This window comes from Pseudomonas sp. NFACC39-1, assembly GCF_900110355.1.
Lineage (GTDB): Bacteria > Pseudomonadota > Gammaproteobacteria > Pseudomonadales > Pseudomonadaceae > Aquipseudomonas > Aquipseudomonas tehranensis.
Window position 1 is genome coordinate 353,604 of the sequence record NZ_FODL01000005.1, and the last position, 23,888, is coordinate 377,491.

Below are 23,888 nucleotides of genomic sequence, written 5' to 3' on the forward strand. Positions count from 1 at the left end.
AGACGGCGTACTCAAGGTCGTCGCCATAGGGGGGAGCAGGGGGCGTTGTGTCGAACAATCTTGTGTCGAACAATCGGTGTACATTCACCACAGAGGTGATCTCCATATCGGCCCTGCGATCTGCACTGAGTCAGAGCAGACGTACGATTAGATCCGTCTCTCTGACAATAGCACATGTGTCGGGGGGCAACTGCCGGAGGGCGGGCGGCTGGTGTCGAAGCCTTCCTTGGCAAGGCGTGACGGTCTGCAAATCAGACGGAGTGCTCCAGGTTGGCGACAGGCTGGGCTTTTTTCCGGTGGCACAGGTGATCGAGTGTTACGAACACCACCGGCGTCGTCAGCAATGTCAGCACCTGGCTGAGCATCAAGCCACCGACAATTGCGACCCCGAGCGGTTCGCGCAACTCGGCACCCGTGCCGAAGGCCATCATCAAGGGCACGGCACCGAGCAGGGCGGCCAGCGTGGTCATGAGAATCGGCCGAAAACGCGCCAGGCACGCCTGATGGATGGCGTCGCGAGCGGACAGGTGGCGTTCGCGCTGCGCGTGGATGGCGAAGTCGATCAGCAGAATACCGTTTTTCTTGACGATGCCGATCAGCAGGATCAGGCCGATCAGTGCCATGATCGAAAAGTCCAATTGCCAGGCCCACAGCAACACAATCGCGCCAATGCAGGCTGACGGCAGGGTTGAAAGGATGGTCAGTGGATGCACCAGGCTTTCATAAAGCACACCCAGGATGATGTAGACGGCCACCAACGCTGCCAGGATCAAAAACGGTTGGCTGGCCAGGGACGATTGGAACGCCTGGGCAGAGCCCTGGAAGGTGCCGTTCATTGACGTCGGCATGCCGATCTCGCGTTCGATGTCCTGAAGTGCCGCCACCGCCTGCCCGAGTGCAACTCCAGGGGCGAGGTTGAAAGACAGATTGGCGGCCGGCAGCATGCCGTTGTGGTTGATGACCACAGGGCCGCTCGCCGGCGGCTCGATCCGCGCAAACGTGAGGAGTGGCACCATCTGCCCGGTCAGCGGCGAACGCAGGTGGAAGTAACTGAGGCTTTCGGCATTGCCGCGCTGTGCCGTGCTCAGCTCGAGTATCACTTGGTATTGGTTGACCTCGGTCTGGTACTCGCTTATCTGCCGTTGCCCGAACGCATCGTACAGCGCGTTGTCAAGGTCTTGGGCGGTGAAGCCATAGCGTGCGGCCTCGTCGCGATCCAGGGTGATACGGGTGATGTTGGCATCCAGTTGCAAGTCATGGGAAGCATCACGGAACAGCGGGTTGGCCCGCAGCCGATCGGTCAGCGCGGTGGCCCAGGTCGCCAGCTCGGCACTGCTCTGCGCACGCAACACGTATTGATACTGCGCACGGGGCTGGCCGGCACTGAGGTTGATGTCCTGCACGGCGCGCAGAAACACCTGGATGCCAGGCACCTGCGCCAGTTGCGGGCGTAGCCGGTCGATGACCTGACTGACCGTCTCGTCCCGCTCCCCGGGGTCGTTCAACACCAGCCAAACCCGACCATTGCCGATCGAGTCGGTGATGGTGCCACCGACGGCGTGGTTATAACTGATGACCGCCGGATCCTTGCTGAAAATCGCTTCCAGTTGTTTGTGTTTCTCGATCATCTCCTCATAGGGGATGTCGGCCGAGGCCTGGGTAAATCCTAGGATGAAGGCTGTGTCCTGCAACGGAAAGAAGCCTTTGGGAATCACGATGAAACTGGCCACGCTGAGGGCCACGGTTCCAAAAAACACGCCTAGCATGATTCGCCGATGACCCAGGGTCCAAGTCAATGTGCGGTCGTAGAGCTTCAGCAAAGCGGCGAAGAAGTCTTTGTCCGACTTCACACGATGGCTGGGCGCCTTCATGAAAAGGGAGGCGAGCGTCGGGGCCAGGGTCAGGCAGACCACTGCCGAAATCATGATGGCGGCCACGGAGGTCAGGGCAAACTCGCGGAACAATCGACCGATCACCCCGCCCATGAAGAGCAGGGGGATGAAGGCGGCAATCAGCGACACACTGATGGACACCACCGTAAAGCCGATTTCACTGATGCCCTTGAGCGCCGCTGTGCGTTTGTCCGCACCCAGCTCCAGGTGTCGATGGATGTTTTCGATCACAACGATCGCATCATCGACGATGAAACCGACCGCTATGACAATCGCCACCAGCGTCAGGTTGTTCAGACTGAAACCAGCCAGGTACATCGCCGCGCATGTCGACACCAACGATACCCCCAGCACAGTGGTGACGATCAGCGTGGCTGACAGTTGTCGCAGGAACAAAGCCATGACGCCGATGACCAGAACGATCGCGATGCCCAGCGTCAACTCCACCTCATGCAAGGAGGAGCGGATGGTGCGGGTCCGGTCGTTCAACACTTCGACCGTCATGTCTGCTGGCAAGGACGCCTTGAGTTGGGGGAGGGCTGCCTGAATCCGATCGACGGTGGCGACGATGTTGGCCCCCGGCTGTCTCCGGATCACGAGTACGACGCCCGATTGGCCATTGGGCCAGCTTTGCGTGTAGTCATCCTCCGAGCCCAGCGTGACGCGTGCCAGATCCCGTACCCGCACCGCCGAGCCGTTGCGGTAGGTGACAATCACATTGTCATATTCATGGGGTTCGAAGAGCTGATCGTTGACTTCCAGATTGGAGACTCGGTGTTTACCGAACAAAGCTCCCTTGGGCAGATTGACGCTGGCCCTCTGCACTGCGGTGCGGATGTCTGCCAATGTCACGCCGGCAGCGGCGAGAACCTCGGGACGGGCCTGGATACGGATCGCCGGGCGGCGCTCGCCAATTACGTTGATCAGGCCAACCCCCGCCAGTTGACTGAGTTGGCGAGAGAGCACGGTATTGGCCAGGTCACTGACTTCCATCAGCGACAAGTTAGCGGAGTACGCGCTGAGAATCAGGATCGGACTGTCGGCAGGATTGACCTTGCGCCATACCGGCAGGCTAGGCATGTCGCTGGGCAAACGCGCCGACGCATTATTGATTGCCGCCTGGACTTCCTGCGCGGCGGCGTCGATATTTTTGTCCAACGTGAACTGCAGCGTCAGCGTCAGCATGCTCAACGAACTGGCCGAGGTCATCTCGGTAATGCCGGGTATCGAGCTCAGTTCGACTTCCAGCGGCGTCGCTACCGAGGAGGCCATGGTCTGGGCACTGGCTCCCGGCAGTGTCGCGGTGATCTGGATCGTCGGAAAATCGGCTTCCGGCAGCGGTGCGATGGACAAACGGGGGTAGGCGATCACCCCAAGCAATACCAGAGCAAAACTCAACAAAATAGTGCCGATGGGGTGATCCATACACCAGGCGTAGACACTGCGAGCGGCCATCAGAAAGCACTTCCGCTGGCGACCGAGGAGGGGGCTGTATCGCGTCCCTCAAGAATATGCACCTGCGTGCCTGGACGCAGCCGGGAGTGGCCGTCGTCAACGATCCGGTCGCCGGCTTCCACGCCTTCAACCACCGCAATGTCAGCGTCGGCGTAGGTGACCGTCACTGGCTGAGGAGCGGCCTTGCCGTCTCTGACGCGCCACACGAATGTATTTTGCGCGCCCTGTCGCAGAGCACGCTGCGGCACCACCATGGCCTCGCGCAGTATCGCGGCCTGCACCGTGATCACCACCGATTGATCCGGCCATAGGCGTCCGTGGACGTTAGCAAAGTCGCCTTTGATTCGCACCGTCCCAGTGGCGTCGGAAACCCGGTTATCGATCAGGCTCAGGCTTCCCTCGCTCAAAAGTTCACCGCCGTCGCCCGAGTATGCGCGAAGGGTCACCGGCGCTTGCCCTGAGTCGGCAACCAGCGTACGCAACTGCGGCAGGAGCGCCTGGGGAAGGGCGGCCTCGATGCTGATCGGGTCCAGCTGAACCACTGAAAACAAGGCTTGCGTGTCACTGGCCCGGACATAACTGCCTTCATGAACGTTACGGATGCCGATCCGACCATCAGTAGGGGACAGGATCCGGGTGTGGGACAACTGCACCTGATTGGCGGTGACGGTCGCTTGCTGGCTCTGCACCGTTGCGCGCAATTGAGCAACCATCGCTTCTTGCTGGTCGAGGGTTTGCGCCGATATAGCCTGGGTCTTGGCCAGTACCCGGTAACGCTTGAGATCAAGGCTCGCCGAAGCCAACTGAGCTTGAGCCACAGCAGTTTGTGCCTTGGCGTGCTCCAGAGCGGCAATGATGGCGCGATCATCGATACGTGCCAGGAGATCTCCGCGCTTGACGACCTGACCTTCTTTGACCGGCAATTCCAGCAGAAAGCCGTCAAGCTGGGAGCGGATTTCGACGCTGTGCAGAGAGCGCACATTACCTATCGCGTGGATGAGTACAGGGACGTCGCGGTGGCGCATTTCGATTGTACTGACCGGAACCGAAGGCGGGGCGGTTGTCACAGCAGCCACCGACTCTCGCGACCACAGCCACCAGGTTGCGCCACCCATGATCAACAAGCTGCCAAGTGTCAGCGACACACTGAAAAAGGTATTGGGGATCTTCGATTGCAACATGACGACAACTTCCCTGCGGAATGTAAAGTTCACGAACAACGAAACGGTCCAGCGAATAGCCACCGGCCCCTCTGAAGGCGATGTAAATGAAAAGAATCGTCATCAACACCGGGTATTCGATATCGCAATCAATCCATGGCCAGTTCGGACCGAGGATTTAAGCGATCGCTGGCATTTGCAGCGCCACCGCCAATGCCCGGGGCGCCGGGATGCCCTTGAGCCCCGGCCTCCAGCACCTGCGCCATCACCTCGGATTGCCAGGCGAAATACGGGTTGTAGGTCAGCCGTGCGTGGACTTTGCCGGGCTCTCGATAACCCCAGTCCGAATACCAGACAGGGCCACCGGCCTGGCATTGCTGGTACGCCATGTCGCTCTGGCCGTTCCAGCACAGGCGCTGGTTACCTTGGCGACCGTATTGCGGATTGTCGGGGGAGAACAGCACGCCCATATGGGAAAACTGACTGATGTGTTCGGCCGGCATCTGGTCGCTGCGCACCAGCAGGCGTGGACTTCGCAATTCGTTGGCGAGGTTGCCGTACCAGATCATCCGCGACGCCGGGTTGGGGAAGCGTCGATGGAAGGCGTCCCGGATAAACTCCACATCCACCACCGAGTCATGGGCCGCACTGACCACCAGGACCGGGCGGTCGAACGCCTGCGCTGCCAGCTTGCTGCGCACGGCGGTACTGCTCAGGTAAAACTGGGCGAAGCCATTGGTCGGCACATTCTGGTAGCGCAGTGACGTCTGCTGCGGGGCGGTGCTGGACGGCTGCCGTAGCCACGGCTTGACCTTCGCCAGCCACGGCAACACCCAATCAAACGCAACATTGGACTTGAACGCCGGGGAAAACAGCAACAGCCCGGCGATCGACTGATCGTCCATGGCGTAAGCCACAACCAGGTTGGCACCGGTGGAGAAGCCGCCCAGATAGACCTGGCCGACATCCTTGCGCAGCAGCGTCACCTGTTGTTCCACGGTGCGACGCCAATCATTGATGTCAACGTCGAGCATATCGGCCGGCCGCGTGCCGTGTCCGGGCAGTAGCACGGTACGTACCCGATACCCTTGGCTGGCCAGTTGTGTCGCGATATCTACGAACGAGCCGGGCGAATCGCCAAGGCCGTGAACCAGAAGAACGCCTCTGCCATTGGGCTGTGCGGGCACCCACTCACGGGGAGCGTTCCAGGCCAGTTCCAAAGTGTGGTCGGGATTCTGAAACTGCCGATTGCGCTCAATCTGTGCCAGAGCTTGCAGGCGGTAGTCGCCGAAGCTGACCGGCATCGGCGGGGCGGCCTCGACCGGCGCTCGCGCGCAGCCGGCAAGGCCGATCATCAAGAGCGCGTAGAGTGCTTTCATCGGTTTTCCTGTGTGTCCATGTTGATATTCCATCAAAAACGAAAGATGTACCCCGCAGGCGGTGTCATCGATATACCGTTCTTTCGAGCAATTGGCTTCTGAACGGTAAGTGGATGGCGCGGGCGCCCGCGGCGTTGCAAATCCCATTGCACAAAGCCCGGACGACAGGCACGTAAATCGGCTGGCTGGGCTGGCGGGCCTCAAGGGTCTGAGTGGGATTGATCAGGTACACCGCGATTTGCCTCGGCAGCAACGAGAGGAGTGGCCAGTTGGTGCGATTGTCATCTACCGGGCTCGGATTAGCCGTGGTAGGGCCATTATCACCGGACGTCACGAACGCCACCCCCATCAGGCAGGCGCCTTTAAGCTGCGAGCGCAGGCGACCAGGGTTTTCTGCAAGCCCCAAGTCCGCGACAACCACCACGTCATGAACGCTCACGTGACCCTCGTCACTCACCTCGACGTCGAGCACGACTGCCACGCAGGTCTGCGAGTCATAGTGGGCGGCGATGCCCTGCGCTCGGCCATGTCCTGAGGGTTTGCCCCAATGCCCCTTGGTGGCCGCTTCGGCGATGACGTTGCGCATTCGATTGGCATCGAAACCTGATGGCGGCCCAGTGCCGTCGCTCACCGTGGACGCCGAATCAATCAGGGACAGCAGGTAGTCCTTTTGATCCAGCTTGCAGGCTCGGACCTGCGCGGCCACGAATCGCTGCTCGGCGAACACGCAGAGCAGCAGGTCTTTTCTATCCAGATTGCTGTCAAGCGTCGATGGCCAGGTGAATTGATTAAGAGCGCTGTCGTGGGCATCAGGGTGGCTCATTTGCGTTTCTCCTTCCAGCTGACATCGCAAGACCAGTCATGGCGTTACTTTAGGCGGGCGGAGCTGACGTCAGGGTGACGGGTACCTGACAGGAACATGTCAAACGCGGATCCCACTCAATGTGAAGGTCAGTCGCTAGAGGCTGGTCAGAACGACGCTTTGAGCGCAGGAACAGTGTGTGGTCACTCATAGCGCTCTGAGCGGATGGCTGCTACCAGCTGCTGAAGTTCCTGTGGCACCGGCTCAAGTGGAATCCGCTCCTTTTCCACCAGGGCCTGTCGGTCCAGCATCTTGAAGTGGTGCTGGCTGAGCATGTTGAAACTCAGCCCCGCTACCGTCAGGACGGCAATCACCGAGGTCATGAACATCAAGCTCATGCGGGCGGTCAGCGAGAGGTGCTTCATATTCACTCCGGCGCATCCATCATGTACCCCATTCCGCGGGCGGTATGGATCAGCTTGAGATCGAAATCGTCATCGATCTTGGCGCGCAGCCGACGTACAGCGACCTCAATCACGTTGGTGTCGCTGTCGAAGTTCATATCCCAAACCTGCGAAGCAATGAGAGACTTGGGGAGCACCTCGCCGCGCCGGCGCAGTAGCAGTTCCAGCAATGAAAACTCCTTCGCCGTCAGGTCAATTCTTTTCCCAACCCGGACCGCGCGCCGCTTCATCAGATCGACTTCCAGATCGGCAATTTTCAGGGTGGTTTGCGTGGGTGAGCCATTGCCTCTGCGCAGCAGCGTTCTGACCCTGGCCAGAAGCTCTGAGAAAGCAAATGGCTTGATCAGGTAGTCATCCGCGCCCAGTTCCAACCCTTTAACGCGATCCTCTACACCATCGCGTGCGGTCAGGAACAGCACTGGAATGTCTTTTCCGGCTGCGCGCACCCTGCGCAGTACTTCCCATCCGTCCAGCCCCGGCATCATCACATCCAGGATCAGCAGGTCATAGGGCTCGCTCAGCGCGTGCTGCAGGGCATCCGTACCTGTCATAACCCGGTCGACATTGAATCCCGCTTCGGTGAGGCCTTGCTGCAGATATGCACCGGTTTTGGGTTCATCTTCAGCTACCAGTAGTTTCATGCGAGCAGACTCCAAAAAACGGGTGGCCTGAGTTTGTAGGCAAACAGCGGCCCCAACCAGAAGCTTACGAAAATGTAATTCTGACTTCAGGTCACTGACAGGGTGGTTTGTCTAGGGTGCAAGCATGAGCACTAGGTTGTGCTTTCGGCCCTCGATAGACCAAAAGCAGAGGTGCCGGTCATAGTTTGCACTGATGGAGACTGCCCCATGAAATCGCTGAAACCTTTGCTTCTGGTTGGTTCGCTACTGCTGTCTTCTATGGCTTGGGCCGAAGGGGGCAGCGACCGTGTATTCGAACGCATCCAGCAGATGCGCGACAAAGCAGAAGCCGTGCTGATCCAAGCGGAGAAGGCCCCGGTCGGCGAGCGGCATGTGCACATAAAGGAGCATATGAACATGCTCGAAGAGATCATGAGCCAGCTGCACAACGAACATCCTGCCCCAGGCATGTCCGCCGAAGAGCATCTGGCGTGGATGGAGAAGCACGACAAGTTGGTAGACGACGTGCTGGGTCAAATGAGTCGCGAGCACAAGCTGATGATGGCCGACAAGGAATGCCATCCGTAAAGATTCCCCCATCTTCCAGGCCTTCCGTGATTGCTCCTTTGGCCTAGCGGCGCCTCTTATGGTCATTGAATCGAGGCTATTGTCATGGACCACACGCACGACACCGGCACTACTGAACCAGCTTTTTGGAAGAGCAAGATAGGCATCGCACTGATCATGCTGGCCGTAATCGGCATCTTCTATGTTGCGCGCGAGCACTACGGTCATCTTTCGCAGGCTTTGCCATACCTCATCTTGCTGCTATGCCCGCTGATGCATTTGTTTGGCCACAATCATGGCGGGCACTCCCACTCCAGCGGAGCCGCGGTTTCCAAGGACGAGGATAGGAAGTAAATCGAATGCAAAAGACCTCCTGCCATCATGACCAGGGCCATGCACATCATTCGCACGGCCACTCTGAGAGCCAGCGCGATCCGGTATGTGGCATGGAGGTGAAACCTGACAGCCCTTACCGCGAGATCGTTGAAGGGACGACCTATCGCTTCTGTAGTGCGAAGTGCCTGGAGAAATTCCAAGCACACCCTCATCAGTACATGAGCCATCAGTCTCATGGGGGGCATCACCAGCACGCGGCTCCAGCACCTACATCGGTGTCAGTAGGTGCTGAATACACCTGCCCGATGCATCCAGAGATCCGTCAACCGTCTCCCGGAAACTGCCCGATCTGTGGGATGACGCTGGAACCTGTCATCCCGGAGCTGGAAGAGGAGGAAAACCCAGAGCTGAAGGACTTCTCACGACGGTTCTGGTGGACCCTGCCATTGACCGTCATCGTGACCGTGCTGGCGATGGCTGGTCATTCCTTGCAGCTGTTTCATGGAACATCCCAGAACTGGGTTGAGTTGGTTCTGGCAACACCCGTGACGCTTTGGGGGGGCTGGGTATTTTTCACTCGTGGAATAGACTCCATCCGGCACCGCAGCCCCAACATGTGGACCCTGATCGGATTGGGAACTGCAGCTGCCTACCTCTACAGTGTGGCAGCTACCTTGGCCCCGCAGTGGTTCCCGGCGGCCTTCGTTCAGGATGGACGCATCGGCGTCTACTTCGAGGCCGCTGCGGTGATCATCTCGCTCACGCTGTTGGGCCAGATGCTCGAACTCAAAGCCCGCTCGCAGACCTCTGCCGCCATTAAGTCACTGCTGGGATTGTCCCCCAAGACTGCCCGGCGCATCAGACCTGACGGCCAGGAAGAAGATATTCCGCTGACCCACGTCCATCAGGGTGACCACTTGCGTGTCCGGCCGGGCGAAAAGGTCCCGGTGGATGGCACCGTGCTGGAGGGCGAGAGCGCTGTCGATGAATCGATGCTCACCGGCGAACCGGTGCCCGTCAATAAGCGGGTAGGGGATCCCCTGATCGGTGCCACCCTGAATACCCACGGCAGCCTGGTGATGGAAGCGCAGAAGGTGGGCGCCGAAAGTATGTTGTCGCAGATCGTCCAGATGGTGGCTAGGGCCCAGCGCTTCAAGGCGCCCATGCAGCGTATGGCCGATGCCGTGGCAGGGTATTTCGTGGTGGGGGTGATCCTGATCGCGATCCTGACATTTTTTGGCTGGGGGCTGTTCGGGCCGGAATCAGGTTGGGTATTTGGCCTGATCAACGCCGTGGCCGTACTGATCATTGCCTGCCCATGCGCCCTGGGCTTGGCAACGCCGATGTCGGTCATGGTCGCTACCGGCAAAGCCGCCAGCAGAGGTGTGTTGTTCCGCGATGCCAGCGCTATCGAAAACCTCTGCAAAATCGACACCTTGATCGTCGACAAGACCGGGACACTGACGCTGGGGCGGCCGGCCTTTCATAGTGCAGAGGGAACCGGGTCGTTCGATTCGGTCGAGGTTCTGCGCTTGGCTGCAAGCCTCGACCAGGGCAGCGAGCATCCACTGGCTCATGCCATTGTCGATCATGCGCGTGAACAGGGTCTTGCCTTGGTGAAACCGGAGACCTTCGAATCTGGCTCAGGCATTGGTGTGCGCGGAGAGGTCGATGGCCATCGACTGCAGCTCGGGAACACCGCGCTGATGGAGGAGGCGGGCGTTGACATTACCCCACTGCGTAACCGTGCAGAGCAACTGCGCTTGGAGGGTATCAGCATCATCTATCTGGCAGTCGATGGCCGCTTGGCGGGCCTCCTGGCCGTTTCCGATCCGATCAAGCCAACCTCCCAACAGGCCGTCGCTCAACTCCAGAGCGCGGACGTGAAGGTCATCATGGCCACTGGCGATGGCCTCACCACCGCAAGAGCTGTGGCGAAGCAGTTGGGCATCGAGGAAGTGCATGGCGAGGTGAAGCCGCAGGACAAGGAGAAACTAGTCGCCGACCTGCAGAGCTATGGCCGGCGTGTCGCCATGGCAGGCGACGGCATCAACGATGCGCCGGCCTTGGCCAGGGCCGACGTCGGCATCGCCATGGGCACGGGCACCGACGTGGCGATGAATAGCGCCCAAGTGACCCTGGTCAAGGGAGACCTGATGGGCATCCTGCGAGCGCGCACCTTGTCAGTGGCCACGGTGAAGAACATGAGGCAGAACCTTGCCTTTGCATTTCTCTACAACGCGATGGGAATCCCGCTAGCGGCCGGGCTGCTGTACCCGCTGACCGGGCATCTTCTGTCGCCCTTGATCGCTGCTTTGGCAATGAGTGTCAGTTCAGCCTCGGTGGTTTTCAATGCGCTTAGGTTGAAAACAACGGACGTTGGCTAGTCTGCTAATTGGTAGGCGGGTAATCTCAGGCAGCAAGCTGCCGGACTTGGCGGTTTTGCACAACTCCAGCGTGTTGTACTGCAGTCTGACAGAACCGTAATGTTCGGATCAGGTTGCTGACAGGGCTTCGTGGTTAACGTAGCAGCGAGCTTAACGCTCGCCCCCATTCGTTACGGGGGCTTCTAAACTTACGAGGATTTACGAAATGAAATCGATCAAAACCCTGTTTGTAGTTGCTGCCCTGAGTGTTTCCAGCCTGGCGTTGGCCGAAGGCGGTGCCGATCGCACGTTTGCACGCATGGAACAAGCCCGTCAGGCTTCGCTGGAAGCCTATCAATTGGCCAAGCAGCAGGAGGATGAAGCCCCCGTCGCCGGCAGCCAATCCAAACAGGCTGAACACGCCAACTGCTGAGCCCCTCGACCTTTCAGAAATGTAATCACCCGGATGGCTGAGATATGCCAGTTTCATACTGCTTGGTGTCGGGGAAACTTGCGCAGCGCGCAAGTCTTGAAGACCAAATCTCCCGGCACTGAAGCAGTCAATGAACCCGAGACCGGATGCACATCAGCGGCTCATCTGACGGATTGGACGTAACGGCATCAAAGCAAAACCACAAGGCGTACTTTAGGGTGACTTGGAAATTACATTTCAGTCAGCGTGATGTCATTTATTAATTTTGGTTCCGGCAGCCTGTCCCGGTTACCCGGTATTCAAGAATATTCAAATTGCCGTTGGAATCCTCGTATGTCATCTGGGCCGGCATCACACCACAGCTTGAACCCGTAGGGGTGCTGGCTACGACCTTGGCGATGTCAAGCTTCATGCCATAGCGGTAGTGAACGACTTCGGGACGATTCTTCCCGTTAGTCGCAGCATACTCTTGTATGGCCTGTTCATTGGCTTGAATCATCCGACCATAAACACGATCAGCGCCACCTTCTGCCATGGCTGCAGAAGAAATAGCCATAATTGTAAGTGCGGCGATAGCGTTGAGGGCTTTCATATTTAATAACTCCTTCCAAGTAGTAATTAAAATATACCCTCGCAACCTGTCACAAAAATGAAGTCGAAGTTACATCGCCGTAATGCTGTTTGTGCTGTTACTCAGGCGAGCCGCACTTGGTGTGCGGCTCACCTGAGCGTCTGGAGTTACAGCGCCTGCGAAGCGCGAACTTTTCCTGTGCGCTGTCTTCGCATCAGCCAGTAGGCTGCCGGCAAGACCAGCATGGACATCAGCGGGGCGGTGATCATGCCGCCAACCATGGGGGCGGCGATGCGTTTCATCACCTCTGAGCCCGCTCCACCGCCCCAGAGAATGGGCAGCAGGCCGGCGATGATCACGGCAACCGTCATCACCTTGGGACGAACGCGCAGCACCGCGCCTTCACGAATGGCCTCAAGCAGGGCCGGATCACCGCTGCGCCCGGCATCCAGCCGAGCATGCCAGGCGTTCTTCAGATACAACAGCATGATCACCCCGAACTCGGCCGAGACGCCGGCCAGGGCGATGAAACCCACCCCAGTGGCCACCGACAAGTTGAAGCCGAACCAGTAGAGCAGCCAGATACCCCCCGACAGGGCGAAGGGCAGGGTGGCCATGATCAGCAGGGCCTCGCTGAAGCGGTTGAAGGTCAGGTAGAGCAGCACGAAGATAATCAACAAGGTCGCCGGCACCACCCAGGCCAGCCGCGCATTGGCACGCTCCAGGAACTCGAACTGTCCGGAGTAGGAGACGGTCATGCCAGCGTCGAGTTGTACCCGCTCAGCTACGCGTTGCTGCAGCTCGCGCACGGTCGATGCCAGGTCGCGTCCACGGACATCGACATAGACCCAACCGGACAGACGCCCGTTCTCGCTGCGAAGCATCGGCGGCCCTTCGGTCAGACTAACCTGGGCGACGGTGCCCAAGGTGATCTGCTGGCCGACTGGGGTGAGGATCGGCATACGCCGTAGCGCCTGCGGACTGTCCCGCCACTCCTTGGGATAGCGCAGGTTGATCGGGAAGCGGGCGAGCCCCTCAACTGTCTCGCCGATATTGCTGCCGCCGATTGCGCCCGATACCACCGCCTGCACGTCGGCGATGCTCAGGCCATAGCGTGCCGCGGCCAGTCGATCGATCTGGATATCCACATAGCGCCCCCCGGTAAGGCGTTCTGCCAATGCCGAACTCACCCCAGGCACCTCTTTGGCCACCGCCTCGATATCGCGAGTAATGCGTTCGATATCGACCAGGGAGGTTCCGGAAACCTTCACGCCGATGGGGCTCTTGATCCCCGTAGCCAGCATGTCGATGCGGTTGCGTATTGGCGGCACCCAGATGTTGGACAGCCCTGGGACTTTCACGGCGCGATCCAGCTCCTCAATCAGCTTCTCCGGCGTCATACCCACGCGCCATTGCTCGCGCGGCTTGAACTGCACGGTGGTCTCAAACATTTCCAGCGGCGCCGGATCGGTAGCCGTCTCCGCTCGCCCGGCCTTGCCGAACACCCGGGCCACCTCCGGCACCGTGAGGATCATGCGGTTGGTTTGCTGCAGCAGTTGGGTTGCCTTGCTCGCCGGCAAGCCGGGCAGTGCCGAAGGCATGTACAACAGATCGCCTTCGTCCATGGGCGGCAGGAACTCTCCTCCGAGTCTGCTGAGGGGCCAGAGACTAGACACAAAGACCAGCACGGCCAGCGCCAGCGTCACCTTGGGCCAGGCCAGCACCCACTCCAGCACCGGCCGGTATGCGCCGATCAGCCAGCGGTTCAAGGGGTTCTGCTGTTCGCTGGGGATATGCCCACGAATCCAGTAGCCCATCAGCACCGGTACGAGGGTGACCGAGAGGCCGGCAGCGGCGGCCATGGCATAGGTCTTGGTAAAGGCCAGTGGGCCAAACAGGCGTCCTTCCTGGGCTTCCAGGGTAAAGACCGGGAGGAACGATAGGGTGATGATCAGCAGGCTGAAGAAGAGTGCCGGTCCGACTTCGGCCGCGGCTTCTCCGATAACTCGCCAGTGTGCCTCACCCTGGAGCGGCTCATTGGGGTGTCGTGCCTTCCAGGCCTCGATGTGCTTGTGTGCATTCTCGATCATCACCACGGCGGCATCGACCATGGCGCCGATGGCAATGGCGATACCGCCGAGCGACATGATGTTGGCGTTGACGCCCTGGTAGCGCATGACGATGAAGGCCATCAGGATACCCAGGGGCAGGGTGATGATCGCGACCAGCGACGAGCGCAGGTGCCAGAGAAAGATCAGGCAAACCAAGGCAACCACCACGAACTCTTCCAGCAGCTTGTAGCTGAGATTGTCGATGGCACGGTCGATCAGTTGCGAACGGTCATAGGTAGTAACCACCTCGACGCCGGTCGGCAGGCTGGATTTTAGGCTGTCCAGCTTGGTCTTCACGGCAGCGATGGTGTCCCGGGCATTCTTGCCGGAGCGCAGGATGACCACGCCACCGACCACTTCCCCCTGGCCGTCCAATTCGGCAATGCCGCGACGCATCTCTGGCCCCAGTTGAATGGTGGCCACCTGGCCTAGCAGAACCGGAATTCCGCTTGCCGAAGCCCGCAGCGGCACATTGCGAAAATCATCCAGGCTCTCCAAATAGCCCGAAGCCCTCACCATATACTCGCGCTCTGCCAGTTCCATTATGGCGCCGCCGGTTTCCTGGTTGGCGCTCTTCAGCGCCGCCTCGACCTCCTGCTGAGTGACCCCATAAGCCACCAACTTCTGCGGGTCGAGCAGCACTTGGTATTGCTTGACCATGCCGCCGAGGGTGGCCACTTCGGCTACGTTGGGCAGGCTCTTGAGTTCGTATTTGAGGAACCAGTCCTGCAGTGCCCGTAGCTGGGAAAGATCATGCTGGCCGCTGCGGTCGACCAGGGCGTACTGGTAGATCCAGCCTACGCCGGTGGCATCCGGGCCCAGAGTGGTGGTGACACCCTCCGGCAGGCGTTCCTGGGCCTGATTGAGGTACTCCAGCACGCGCGAGCGCGCCCAGTAGAGATCGGTATCGTCTTCAAACAGCACATAGACGAAGGAGTCGCCGAAGAAGGAGTAGCCGCGCACCGTCTTCGCCCCCGGGACCGATAGCATGGTGGTGGCCAGTGGATAGGTCACCTGGTTCTCGACGATCTGCGGTGCCTGGCCGGGAAAGCTGGTTCTGATAATGACCTGGGTGTCTGAGAGATCCGGCAACGCGTCCACCGGCGTGTTGCGCAACGACCAGATCCCTAAAGCGGTGATGAACAGGGTCGCCAGCAGCACCAGGAAGCGGTTGCCTATCGACCAGTGGATCAGGCGCGCGATCATGGCTGCTCTCCTTGCTTGTCGAGCCGCTCTGCATTGTTCTGCTCGACATGGCGGGCCATGACCCCCTGAAGGCTGGCCTCCGAGTCGATCAGGAACTGGCCGGAGGTAACGACCGACTGCCCTTCCTCAAGACCGGACAAAACCTCCAGACGCCCATCGGCCTCGCGGCCCAAGGTTATTTCCAGGGGGCGGTAGCGTCCATCGGCTTCGGCCAGCATCACCAGCGCACGCTTTCCGGTGCGAATCACGGCTTCACTCGGGACTAGTAGCGCGGGATGCCCGGCTTCGCTGCTCAGGTGCACGGCGGCGAACATGCCAGGGCGCAATTTACCGGCGGGATTGGGTAACTCGCTGCGTACCGTGAGCGTACGCGTCTGCGGGTCGGCACTCGGTAGCAAGGCAACGACACGACCTTGCAGAGGCTGTTCCGGGAAGGCGGTCAGGGTGGCGGCGACGCTAGCGCCAAGCTGAACCGCCCCAGCTTGGTCTTCGGGGATTGCTGCATCGAGCCAGACCGTGGACAGCCCGTTGATCCGCGCCAGATCCTGGCCGGCTGCAACGGTCATCCCGGCACGCACGTCCAAGGCCTGCAGCTCACCGGCGATAGGCGTGGTGATGGTCTGAACCGCCCGTGGCTGGCCGCTGCGACGAACCTGCTCGACCAACGCTTGAGGCATGCCCAGTAGGCGCAGGCGCTCCTGGGCTGCACTTATCAAGCGCGTGTCAGCAGTACGCAACACCGCCAGGAACTCCAACTGGGCGGCAGACCATTCGGGAATCAGCAGGTCGACGAGGGGCGTACCGGCGGGCAGTACATCGCCAGGGGCATGTCCGTAAGCCCGTTCGACGAACCCACCAGATCGGGCCTGCAGCTTCGCCACCTCGCGCTGGTTGTAGGCCAGGGAACCGACGGCCTCGATACCCGAAGGCAGCACACCGCGAATCACTGGTGCGGTGCGCATTCCGAGGTTTTGCACGGCTTGAGCGGGCACGCTCAGGGTCGAGGAGTCCTGCTCAGCACCTGCGTACTTGGGGACAAGCTCCATATCCATGAAGGGTGACTTGCCCGGTTTATCGAAGCGCTGGTCAGGTTGCATCGGGTCATACCAGTAGAGCACTTTGCGCTCATCCGTCGGTGCGGGAGTTGACATGACCTCATGTTTGGCCGGCCTCTCGGCCAGCCAGTAGCCACCGCCTGCCGCGGCAATGCCCATGGCCAGCAAGGCCGCGGAAAAACCTAATGCTGAAATCTTCATTGCAGGCCCTCCACATAGGCGTAGTACAAGCTCGCGGAGAGCTGACTCAGCTTGCGCTGCTGTTCGATCTGTCGCAGCTGAGCCTCGATCAGCTCGCGCTGAGCGGTGATGACGGATGCCAGCTGACTGTTGCCGGCCTGATAGGCGGCCAGTTCGAGATCGGCACGTTTGCTCGCCAGAGGGATCAAGGTTTTCTCGGTACGCGCCAGCGCTCTGCGTAGTTGCTCCAACTCGGCAAGGCCGCTTTCCAGCTCAGCCTGATGGACGCGCAGCAGCACTTCCTGCTCGGCTTCCATCTGCGACACACTCTGTTGCTTGGCGTTGATCTTGGGGCCCTGACGTGTTCCGACGAACAACGGCAGGTCGAAGGTAAACTGCACCATCACCATGTCGCCAAACTGGTTGTCGCGGTTGTTGTAGGCAAACTCTACGCCCCAGTCGGGAGTTTTCTCGGCTACAGCCTCATTCAACTCTGCGCTGGCCTCGCCAACCCGGGCAGATGCCGCACGCAAGTCGGGATGCTGAGCCAAGCGATGCTGCAGATGCGGGACGTCCATGCTCAGGCTGGGTGTGCCTCCCGCCAGAAGCTGATCAGCTTCGTTGCCTATCCAGCGGCGTAGCTTGGCCCGAGCAATCGCCACGTCGCGATTCAGTTCATCCCGCCGATCCTGCAAAGCCAAAGCTTCCTGATCGGCCTGCAGCAGTTCGCCAGGCTGAGCGCTGCCGCCGGCGATCAGCGATTGCACCGTCGAGCGGAGCATCTCGATCTGCCGGTCCAGTTGATCGAAGAGGCCAACACTGTGCTCGGCGTAGTACACATCCAGCCAGCTCAATGCCGTCTGGCGTTTGACCTCAAGCTGCATGGCGCGCTGCTCGGCCTCGGCCCGGACAACGGAGGCCTCGGCCAACTGGCGACGGGCCTGGCGTTTATCGCCATTAGGAACCTCTTGCATGAGTCCAATGCGGCGCATGGTCATCGAGTCCCGATTCAGGGCGTAACGATCAGGCCCCTCGATGGGCAGGTTGTCGATGCCGAGAATCAGCTTGGGATCGGGCAGGGCGTCCGCGGGCCCTACGGCCTGCTGTGCCGAGGCGACCCGTGCTTGTCGTGCAAGGTTCTCAGGTGCGCGCTGTTCGGCGAGTGCCTGCGCTCGTTCGAAGGTCAGGGGCTGCGCCTGCGCGGCAACCCAAGGTACTGCCCAGAATGCGGCAGCTAACACACCGAGATAGCCTCGGCGTGGGAAAAGGAAAGCGGACATGCTTTCGCCTCCAATGCGATTGATCGGGGTCGCTACCACGAAACTTGGCCGCGACGATGCGCCTGACTTTAAGGCGCGGGATGATCACTGCATTAGACGAAACGAGGAGGGCGCCAGAGTCCTGCGGGCTCTCGCTTAATCACCGACTGGGTCAGCAATATCTCGGGGCGTGAGGGGAGAGGGGATATGCTCTTGATTACGGTGGTCTGGAGAAGTCCTCCGGTCTTGCATTCCTGGCCGGATTTGCAGGGGGACTTACTGGCCACCCCATCAGACTTGTCCATTTGTTCGCAGCACGGAGCATCGGCCGTTGCATGGCCCTGATGATCGGCGCTCTGCATCGGGCAAGGTGGTGCTGGCATGCTGAAAGCCATCCCGCCGAAGGTCGGCAGCACGAGGCTAGCAATCATTACCAGGATCAATCCAATCCGACGCACAGCAATTCACCAGGAGGGGCGATAGGGCGACGATAGCAGATTGCTCCGAGGCATGAACGCCTCCTTTATGACGATAACAGCACTTCGTTGATTTGGATCACATAGACCGTCTAATCTCGCAGCGCGACTCTATGAGAATCACACCTTCACGTTTCGCTAGTGGATGAGATATCCAGTTGCCTATAGAGATCCGTCGTTTCTTCAACGGGTGAGGAATCACAGCAGTTTGAAGTTGTACTCAAGGACAAAGTAAATGCGGTCGATGTCCGCCCCGCCTTGTGCTTCGTTCGCCCGATGAGAAACGTGGGTGAAATGCACTAAAAGATCTTTCGCCGGCCCGGACTGGATGGTGTAGCTTAGATCAATGTCGCGCTCCCAGTGCTTCCCGCCTTTGCCTTGCTGAGGGCCATACTCTTGTTCGCTAGGATCAAAAGGGAAGTAAGCCCCTCCTTGTGGTGCATGAGTACCGTCGATATCACGTCCAGTCACATACCGTGACATGAACTTGAGCCCAGGAAATCCCATGGATGCGAAATCCAGGTCGTAGCGGGCTTGGTAGGAACGCTCATGGGGGCCATTGAAATCGGCGAACTTGATGGCGTTGGCTAGGTATATGGAGTCGCCCCCTACGAAATCGAAAGGCGTGTCACCATGATTTTTTTGGACCGCCAGGGTAAAGGCTTGGTTGCCAATATTGTGTTTGGCAGAAAGGCTATAAGCTGTTGTGTTGATGCCTCCCGCAACTGAGCGCCCGTAGTCAATCGTATGGTAGATGTTGAAATCTACAAACGTATCCCAGCGATGGGCATACACGTTCGCGTAATACTGTCTCCAAGTGTCTGTTAGCTGGGATGAATACAGCCTGGCGCCTAGGTTCTTGTTGGACGTGAAGTCAGCCCCAACGAAGCTGATTGAGCCCATATCGGTGTTAACGCCATACCCGGCAAAATCCCCTTTAGAAGAGGAGGAATCCTGGTTTTTGAATGCCGTGAATTTGCCACCGACCAAGTGTATGCCCGTAAGCTCGTCACTTTCTAAGAGCCATCCCGTTGCGTATTCGGGTTGCAGACGTTTGTCGGAAGTGTCGAAGACTGGGGTTTCTACTTCCATCTCGCCGAACTTGATAAAGGTCTGCGAGAGGCGAGTCTTGATCACGCCGCCGCCGTCGCTGAAGTTTTGTGCGGACTCTCCATCACTGTCGACGGGTAAAAGCCCGGTTCCTGAGTGTCCCTTACCGCCATCGAGTTTTTGCCCGACAAAAGCATGCACATCCACACCAAAACCAAATGTTCCGGGCGTGAAGCCTGACTCAAACGTCGTGATGAAGCCCTGTGCCCATTCTCGCTGGTAATTTTTCGCGGCGTTTTCGGAGCGGTTATCATTGTTTAAGAAGAAATTTCGGCTGATAACGTTGAGCGTTGCGTCCTCTAGAAAGCCCGAGGTTCTGGGCTCTGTCGAGTCTGCTGCCATAACCTTTCCAACACACAACAGGCACCAGCAAAGCACCGGGTTCTTCATGGTGTACCTCCGAATAGAGGTAACTTCAGGGGCTCGCTTAGGCGGTCGAGGATCAGCTGAACGTGGGCCATAAGAATGTCCTTGAAACGACGGGAGTGCGCCAGCGCGACACGAAGGGTCAGCACCACCTCCTTTGGATAAACAGGTATGCGCAGAGGGATTCATTCTTGGTTGCAGGGCTGTGGCTTGCGAGTTAAATGTTGTTAATTCCACTCATCCAAGGCGATAGACACCATCTCGGGAGCAGTCAGCAGTCAGCAGTCAGCAGTCAGCAGTCAGCAGTCAGCAGTGTCCAGGGGACGAGGGGACGAGGGGACGAGGGGACGAGGGGTGCAGGTGACACTATGAGCAAACACCTCTACACACGCCGTTTAACATAATATACATTATGCGTATCATTGCAGCGCGTAATCAGAGGCAGTGCCCATCAGATTTCAATGGGCAAAACCCCTCTCAATATCAGACCTGGGCAAAACCTCCATCCACGAACATTTCGCTGCCGGTCATGAAGCTGCTTTCATCCGACGCCAGGAACAACGCCGCTGCTGCGACTTCTTCGGGCTGACCAATTCGACTCAGCGGCAACTGTGCGGTCATGTCTTCAATGATCGCGTCTTTCTGGCCGGTGCCGGCAAGCGCCATGTCCAGCCCCGGTGTCGAGATCGGCCCGGGTGAAAGTACGTTGACGCGAATACCGGTGCCTTTCAGATCCAGCGCCCAGCTCCTGGCGAAGTTACGCAGCGCGGCCTTTGTGGCGCTGTACACACTGAATGCCGGCGTGCCCATGCTGCCTGTGGTCGAGCCGGTGACGATTATCGAGCTGCCTGCGTGCATCAGTGGCAGCGCTTTTTGCACGGTGAACAGTGTGCCTTTGACGTTGATGCCGAATGTGCGATCAAACGACTCTTCGGTGATTGATCCGATGGGTTGGAAATCGCCAAGGCCGGCATTGGCAAACAGCACATCTATGCGGCCTTTGGCAGCTTTGACCTGGGTGAAGATACGATCCAGATCGTCCAGATTCGAAATGTCACCCTGGATGGCAATGGCCTCAGGGCCGATCTGGTGTAACGCCTTGTCCAGTTCTTCCTGCCGGCGTCCCACGATAACCACCTGCGCGCCTTCCGCTGCAAAACGAATGGCACTGGCCAGGCCGATGCCGCTGTTGCCGCCGGTAATCACTGCAATTTTTCCGTTAAGCCTGCTCATGGTCAACTCCCAAGAATGTTGAGGCCCAACTCTAGATCCAGGCTATTCTTTTGAATAGTATGCACCTTTTAGTAAGTACCCCCTTGGAGCTTCAGACCATGGTCAACAACAGCTTTAATTGCGGACTCGAAGCCGCCCTGTCCGTCATTGGCGGCAAATGGAAACCCTTGGTCTTGTATAACCTGGCGAAAAATGTTCACCGGTACGGCGAACTGAGACGTGCGATCGGCGGCGTGACCGATAAGGTGCTGATCCAACAGCTCAAGGAGCTGGAACGCGATGAAATAATTGCACGCATCGACTTCCAGGAAATACCACCCAAGGTCGAGTATTCCCTCACGCCTTTCGGGCAATCCCTGGCGATTGCGCTGGGCGGGCTGTGCACATGGGGCACGGAACATATGCAGACGGTCGAGCGCATCAGCGCACGTCGCGCGTCTGCCCTCGCCCATTCTTGAACCCCTGCTCATGAACCTAACTAAACCAAATAGTCATTTAGTTTAGTTAGGTCGAGAACTACCAGCGCGTTCGCAAAGTCATGCCGACGCTGCGCGGGTCGCCTGTAAGCACTCCGTAATCACCTGCGCCAAGCCGGGCGTAAACCGCGGTGATGTAGTTCTTGTCGAACAGATTGCGCGCCCACAGTTCGGCTTCCCAACGCCTGTTGCTGCGGCGCAGTCCAAGACGCAGGTTGGTCAGCCCGTAGGATGGCTGATAGCTGCCCGGGCCACCTTCGAGCGTGCCGTAGTAACCGCTGCGGAATTTGTAGTCCAGGGCGCTGAACAGCTCCAGGCCATGCTCCAGTGGGTAGCGATAGTCGATTCCGGTATTGGCGTTCCACTCTGGGGCGTTGAACACGCGTTGACCTCCCAAGTCGCAGGACCACTGCGCGCTGGTTGGCGAGCACGGCGCGTTGGGAAAATCACGGTAGCGTGCGTCACTCCAGGCGATTCCCAGTCTCAAGTCAACCCGTTCGCTGGCACGTAGCTGCGCGTCCAGTTCGATCCCGCGCAGGCGCACTTTGCCGACATTGATCAGGTTGTCGCGGATCGGCGGCGAAAACTGGTTCGCCGGCGCACGGTTGGTCAATGCCTGGTAGTCGTCGACATCGGCCTGGTACACAGCCAGATCGAGCACGCCGCGTTCGTTCCAGAAGCTGCGCTTGAGACCCACTTCGACCGAAGTGACCCGCTCCGCATCGAATGTCGATGAGACATTGGGGCCGATTACGTCGAGATTGATCCCACCGGCCTTGTAACCGCGCGACCAACTGGCATAGCCGAGCAGGTCATCGGCAAACTGGTAGCTGAACGTCAATTGCCCGGAAAGGTTGCTCTCCTCGATCGCATCACGTCGGTAGTACTCGTCGCCGAGTGCGACGCTGCGCAGCAACGGGCCCGCCAACTGCGAGATCAGGTCCGGACCCAGTGGCGACAACCCCGAAACGCTGCGCGACAGCCAACCCTGCTTGCGCTCGCGGGTGTAACGCAGCCCTGGTGTGATCGCCAGACGGTCCGTGGCATGCCAGGTGAGTTGACCGAACACGGCGCGGCTGTCGGTGCGCTGCTGACCGTCGAAGTCCTGCTGCGCGCCATCGAGCAACGACGGGGCAATCATTCCGGGCGTAATGCCCAGCCAGTCGATTTCCGGTCGATCCCCCAGAAAATAAGCGGCCGCGTCCTCGCCGAAACGCACGCCCACCTCGCGGTTCAACTTCTGCCGCAAATAATAAAGGCCCACCACGTAGTCGAAGTGTTCGTTGGGGGAATCGGCCAGGCGCAACTCCTGGCTGAATTGATGCTGATCGAGTTTCACGGCGGCGTTTTCGGCCACCGACAGCGGCATGCCATCGCCGTCCTGGTCAGCATCATAGGTCCAGTCCCGGTAACCGCTGATGCTGGTCAGCGTGGCGCCGCTGTCGAGCAGCCAGTTCAACTCCAGCGTTGTGCCGGTCTGCAGCGTCTTCACCGTGCTCGGTTCGTCTTGCTGCACGCGACGCGCATAAGGGTCTACAGGCAGTTGGCGGTAGCCAACGAAGGCGGCTCGATCGATGCTCGTCTGGCTGTAGTTGCTGGCCGCAAAGGCGTTGCCCTGCTCGTCCTGCCAACCATACTCACCGATCAGCCGCGCGCTGAACGTTTCGCTCGGCGTCCACAGCAACTGACCCCGTAGGCCCTGGCGGTTCTGGTCACCCAGGTGGCTGCCGTCGTAAGTGTTCTCGATGAGGCCATCGCGCTCTACGTCGTAGCCGGTCAGGCGCCCTGCCAACACACCGTCGATCAGCGCGCCTGAAACCGTACCGCGATACTGACGCAGGCCATCACTGCCCACCGACACCTCGCCATTGCCCTGCGGCTCAAAGGTGGGCGCGCGGCTGCTGATGTTGATCGCACCCGCCGTGGTGTTCTTGCCATACAAGGTGCCCTGTGGCCCCCGCAACACCTCGACCCGCTCGATGTCGACCAGGTCGACCAGCGACATGCCCTGGCGCCCGAGGTAAACCCCATCGAGAAACACCCCGACACTGCCGTCCAGACCATCGTTGTAGGAGCTCGAACCGAGTCCGCGAATACCGTAGCTGGCATAGCGCGCACTCGGCACGGCTACCAACAGACTCGGCACGCGCTGCTGCAGGTCCTCGGTACGATAGATGCCGGCATCGTTCAATTGCTCGCCATTGAGCACGTTCATCGCAATCGGCACTGCCTGCACGCGCTCCTCGCGGTGGCGGGCAGTGACCTTCACCTCGTCGAGCACCAAGACCGAAAGCCGGCCAGGCTCAGCCTGTTCAGCACCAGAATCCTGATCATCAGCCTGTGCCCCACTCAGATAGAACCAACATACAAC

Annotated in this window: 17 protein-coding genes and 1 pseudogene; 5 read left to right on the top strand and 13 right to left on the bottom strand. The window is 59.3% G+C overall.

All coding sequences use genetic code 11. From position 1 onward, the window contains the following. Positions 1-251: 251 nt before the first annotated feature. From BMY45_RS13475 to BMY45_RS13505, 6 genes and pseudogenes are all read right to left on the bottom strand, one after another. Positions 252-3,347: an efflux RND transporter permease subunit gene (locus BMY45_RS13475; protein WP_092398296.1), complete on the bottom strand. Its 3,096-nt coding sequence runs from the start codon at positions 3,345-3,347 to the stop codon at positions 252-254. Continuing rightward, positions 3,347-4,528 (bottom strand): efflux RND transporter periplasmic adaptor subunit, encoded by a 1,182-nt coding sequence (locus BMY45_RS13480; RefSeq protein WP_177193347.1) that lies wholly within the window; start codon positions 4,526-4,528, stop codon positions 3,347-3,349. The genes BMY45_RS13475 and BMY45_RS13480 overlap by 1 nt, the downstream gene beginning before the upstream one ends. A gap of 128 nt (positions 4,529-4,656) precedes the next feature. After that, on the bottom strand, positions 4,657-5,886 hold the full coding sequence (locus BMY45_RS13490) for an alpha/beta hydrolase (protein WP_256573650.1): 1,230 nt from the start codon (positions 5,884-5,886) through the stop codon (positions 4,657-4,659). 64 nt (positions 5,887-5,950) lie between these two features. Further along, complete coding sequence (locus BMY45_RS13495; protein ID WP_143071640.1) at positions 5,951-6,709, bottom strand: molybdopterin cofactor-binding domain-containing protein; 759 nt, start codon at positions 6,707-6,709, stop codon at positions 5,951-5,953. A 260-nt stretch (positions 6,710-6,969) separates the two neighbouring features. After that, a pseudogene (locus BMY45_RS27565) lies at positions 6,970-7,113 on the bottom strand (two-component sensor histidine kinase); the annotation flags it as partial. A 2-nt stretch (positions 7,114-7,115) separates the two neighbouring features. Beyond that, on the bottom strand, positions 7,116-7,793 hold the full coding sequence (locus BMY45_RS13505) for a heavy metal response regulator transcription factor (RefSeq protein ID WP_092398302.1): 678 nt from the start codon (positions 7,791-7,793) through the stop codon (positions 7,116-7,118). 207 nt (positions 7,794-8,000) lie between these two features. Here BMY45_RS13505 and BMY45_RS13510 point away from each other — a divergent pair, with 207 nt between their 5' ends. The 4 genes from BMY45_RS13510 (at position 8,001) to BMY45_RS13525 (ending at position 11,474) form a co-directional block, all read left to right on the top strand. Beyond that, entirely contained in the window at positions 8,001-8,360 is a 360-nt protein-coding gene (locus tag BMY45_RS13510) for a co-regulatory protein PtrA N-terminal domain-containing protein (RefSeq protein WP_092398304.1), read from the top strand. An 84-nt stretch (positions 8,361-8,444) separates the two neighbouring features. Next, complete coding sequence (locus BMY45_RS13515) at positions 8,445-8,693, top strand: DUF2933 domain-containing protein (RefSeq protein ID WP_092398306.1); 249 nt, start codon at positions 8,445-8,447, stop codon at positions 8,691-8,693. Positions 8,694-8,698: 5 nt separating this feature from the next. Continuing rightward, the gene (locus tag BMY45_RS13520; RefSeq protein ID WP_092398308.1) at positions 8,699-11,062 is read left to right on the top strand and encodes a heavy metal translocating P-type ATPase; all 2,364 of its coding nucleotides are present in this window, start codon (positions 8,699-8,701) and stop codon (positions 11,060-11,062) included. A 205-nt stretch (positions 11,063-11,267) separates the two neighbouring features. Continuing rightward, entirely contained in the window at positions 11,268-11,474 is a 207-nt protein-coding gene (locus tag BMY45_RS13525) for a co-regulatory protein PtrA N-terminal domain-containing protein (protein WP_092398310.1), read from the top strand. Positions 11,475-11,733: 259 nt separating this feature from the next. Here BMY45_RS13525 and BMY45_RS13530 read toward each other — a convergent pair whose 3' ends face one another. The 6 genes from BMY45_RS13530 to BMY45_RS13560 all read right to left on the bottom strand — a co-directional run bounded on the left by BMY45_RS13530 (position 11,734) and on the right by BMY45_RS13560 (position 21,041). Next, complete coding sequence (locus BMY45_RS13530; RefSeq protein WP_092398312.1) at positions 11,734-12,066, bottom strand: DUF2790 domain-containing protein; 333 nt, start codon at positions 12,064-12,066, stop codon at positions 11,734-11,736. 146 nt (positions 12,067-12,212) lie between these two features. Then, the gene (locus BMY45_RS13535) at positions 12,213-15,362 is read right to left on the bottom strand and encodes an efflux RND transporter permease subunit (protein WP_092398314.1); all 3,150 of its coding nucleotides are present in this window, start codon (positions 15,360-15,362) and stop codon (positions 12,213-12,215) included. Then, positions 15,359-16,618, bottom strand: coding sequence for an efflux RND transporter periplasmic adaptor subunit (locus tag BMY45_RS13540; RefSeq protein ID WP_092398316.1), 1,260 nt, complete (start codon positions 16,616-16,618; stop codon positions 15,359-15,361). Before BMY45_RS13540 ends, BMY45_RS13535 begins: the two co-directional genes overlap by 4 nt. Beyond that, a complete protein-coding gene (locus BMY45_RS13545; RefSeq protein ID WP_092398318.1) occupies positions 16,615-17,877 on the bottom strand; it encodes a TolC family protein in 1,263 nt (420 codons plus the stop codon). Before BMY45_RS13545 ends, BMY45_RS13540 begins: the two co-directional genes overlap by 4 nt. Positions 17,878-18,530: 653 nt before the next feature. Next, on the bottom strand, positions 18,531-19,832 hold the full coding sequence (locus BMY45_RS13555; RefSeq protein ID WP_092398322.1) for an OprD family porin: 1,302 nt from the start codon (positions 19,830-19,832) through the stop codon (positions 18,531-18,533). A 459-nt stretch (positions 19,833-20,291) separates the two neighbouring features. Further along, on the bottom strand, positions 20,292-21,041 hold the full coding sequence (locus BMY45_RS13560; RefSeq protein ID WP_092398324.1) for an SDR family NAD(P)-dependent oxidoreductase: 750 nt from the start codon (positions 21,039-21,041) through the stop codon (positions 20,292-20,294). A gap of 98 nt (positions 21,042-21,139) precedes the next feature. Here BMY45_RS13560 and BMY45_RS13565 point away from each other — a divergent pair, with 98 nt between their 5' ends. Further along, positions 21,140-21,499 carry a winged helix-turn-helix transcriptional regulator gene (locus BMY45_RS13565; protein WP_092398326.1) on the top strand — a complete coding sequence of 120 codons (360 nt, stop codon included), beginning with the start codon at positions 21,140-21,142 and terminating at the stop codon, positions 21,497-21,499. A gap of 58 nt (positions 21,500-21,557) precedes the next feature. On the opposite strand, the gene BMY45_RS13570 is transcribed toward BMY45_RS13565, so the two are convergent. Then, positions 21,558-23,786, bottom strand: coding sequence for a TonB-dependent receptor (locus BMY45_RS13570; protein WP_256573651.1), 2,229 nt, complete (start codon positions 23,784-23,786; stop codon positions 21,558-21,560). Between the last annotated feature and the right edge of the window lie 102 nt (positions 23,787-23,888).

Bases quoted from the DNA above. Each gene is read 5' to 3' on its own strand.
- BMY45_RS13510 (WP_092398304.1), top strand. From the start codon at position 8,001: ATGAAATCGCTGAAACCTTTGCTTCTGGTTGGTTCGCTACTGCTGTCT.
- BMY45_RS13480 (WP_177193347.1), bottom strand. From the start codon at position 4,528: ATGTTGCAATCGAAGATCCCCAATACCTTTTTCAGTGTGTCGCTGACA.
- BMY45_RS13545 (WP_092398318.1), bottom strand. From the start codon at position 17,877: ATGTCCGCTTTCCTTTTCCCACGCCGAGGCTATCTCGGTGTGTTAGCT.
- BMY45_RS13535 (WP_092398314.1), bottom strand. From the start codon at position 15,362: ATGATCGCGCGCCTGATCCACTGGTCGATAGGCAACCGCTTCCTGGTG.
- BMY45_RS13475 (WP_092398296.1), bottom strand. From the start codon at position 3,347: ATGGCCGCTCGCAGTGTCTACGCCTGGTGTATGGATCACCCCATCGGC.
- BMY45_RS13540 (WP_092398316.1), bottom strand. From the start codon at position 16,618: ATGAAGATTTCAGCATTAGGTTTTTCCGCGGCCTTGCTGGCCATGGGC.
- BMY45_RS13505 (WP_092398302.1), bottom strand. From the start codon at position 7,793: ATGAAACTACTGGTAGCTGAAGATGAACCCAAAACCGGTGCATATCTG.
- BMY45_RS13555 (WP_092398322.1), bottom strand. From the start codon at position 19,832: ATGAAGAACCCGGTGCTTTGCTGGTGCCTGTTGTGTGTTGGAAAGGTT.
- BMY45_RS13525 (WP_092398310.1), top strand. From the start codon at position 11,268: ATGAAATCGATCAAAACCCTGTTTGTAGTTGCTGCCCTGAGTGTTTCC.
- BMY45_RS13530 (WP_092398312.1), bottom strand. From the start codon at position 12,066: ATGAAAGCCCTCAACGCTATCGCCGCACTTACAATTATGGCTATTTCT.
- BMY45_RS13560 (WP_092398324.1), bottom strand. From the start codon at position 21,041: ATGAGCAGGCTTAACGGAAAAATTGCAGTGATTACCGGCGGCAACAGC.
- BMY45_RS13490 (WP_256573650.1), bottom strand. From the start codon at position 5,886: ATGAAAGCACTCTACGCGCTCTTGATGATCGGCCTTGCCGGCTGCGCG.
- BMY45_RS13495 (WP_143071640.1), bottom strand. From the start codon at position 6,709: ATGAGCCACCCTGATGCCCACGACAGCGCTCTTAATCAATTCACCTGG.
- BMY45_RS13565 (WP_092398326.1), top strand. From the start codon at position 21,140: ATGGTCAACAACAGCTTTAATTGCGGACTCGAAGCCGCCCTGTCCGTC.
- BMY45_RS13515 (WP_092398306.1), top strand. From the start codon at position 8,445: ATGGACCACACGCACGACACCGGCACTACTGAACCAGCTTTTTGGAAG.
- BMY45_RS13520 (WP_092398308.1), top strand. From the start codon at position 8,699: ATGCAAAAGACCTCCTGCCATCATGACCAGGGCCATGCACATCATTCG.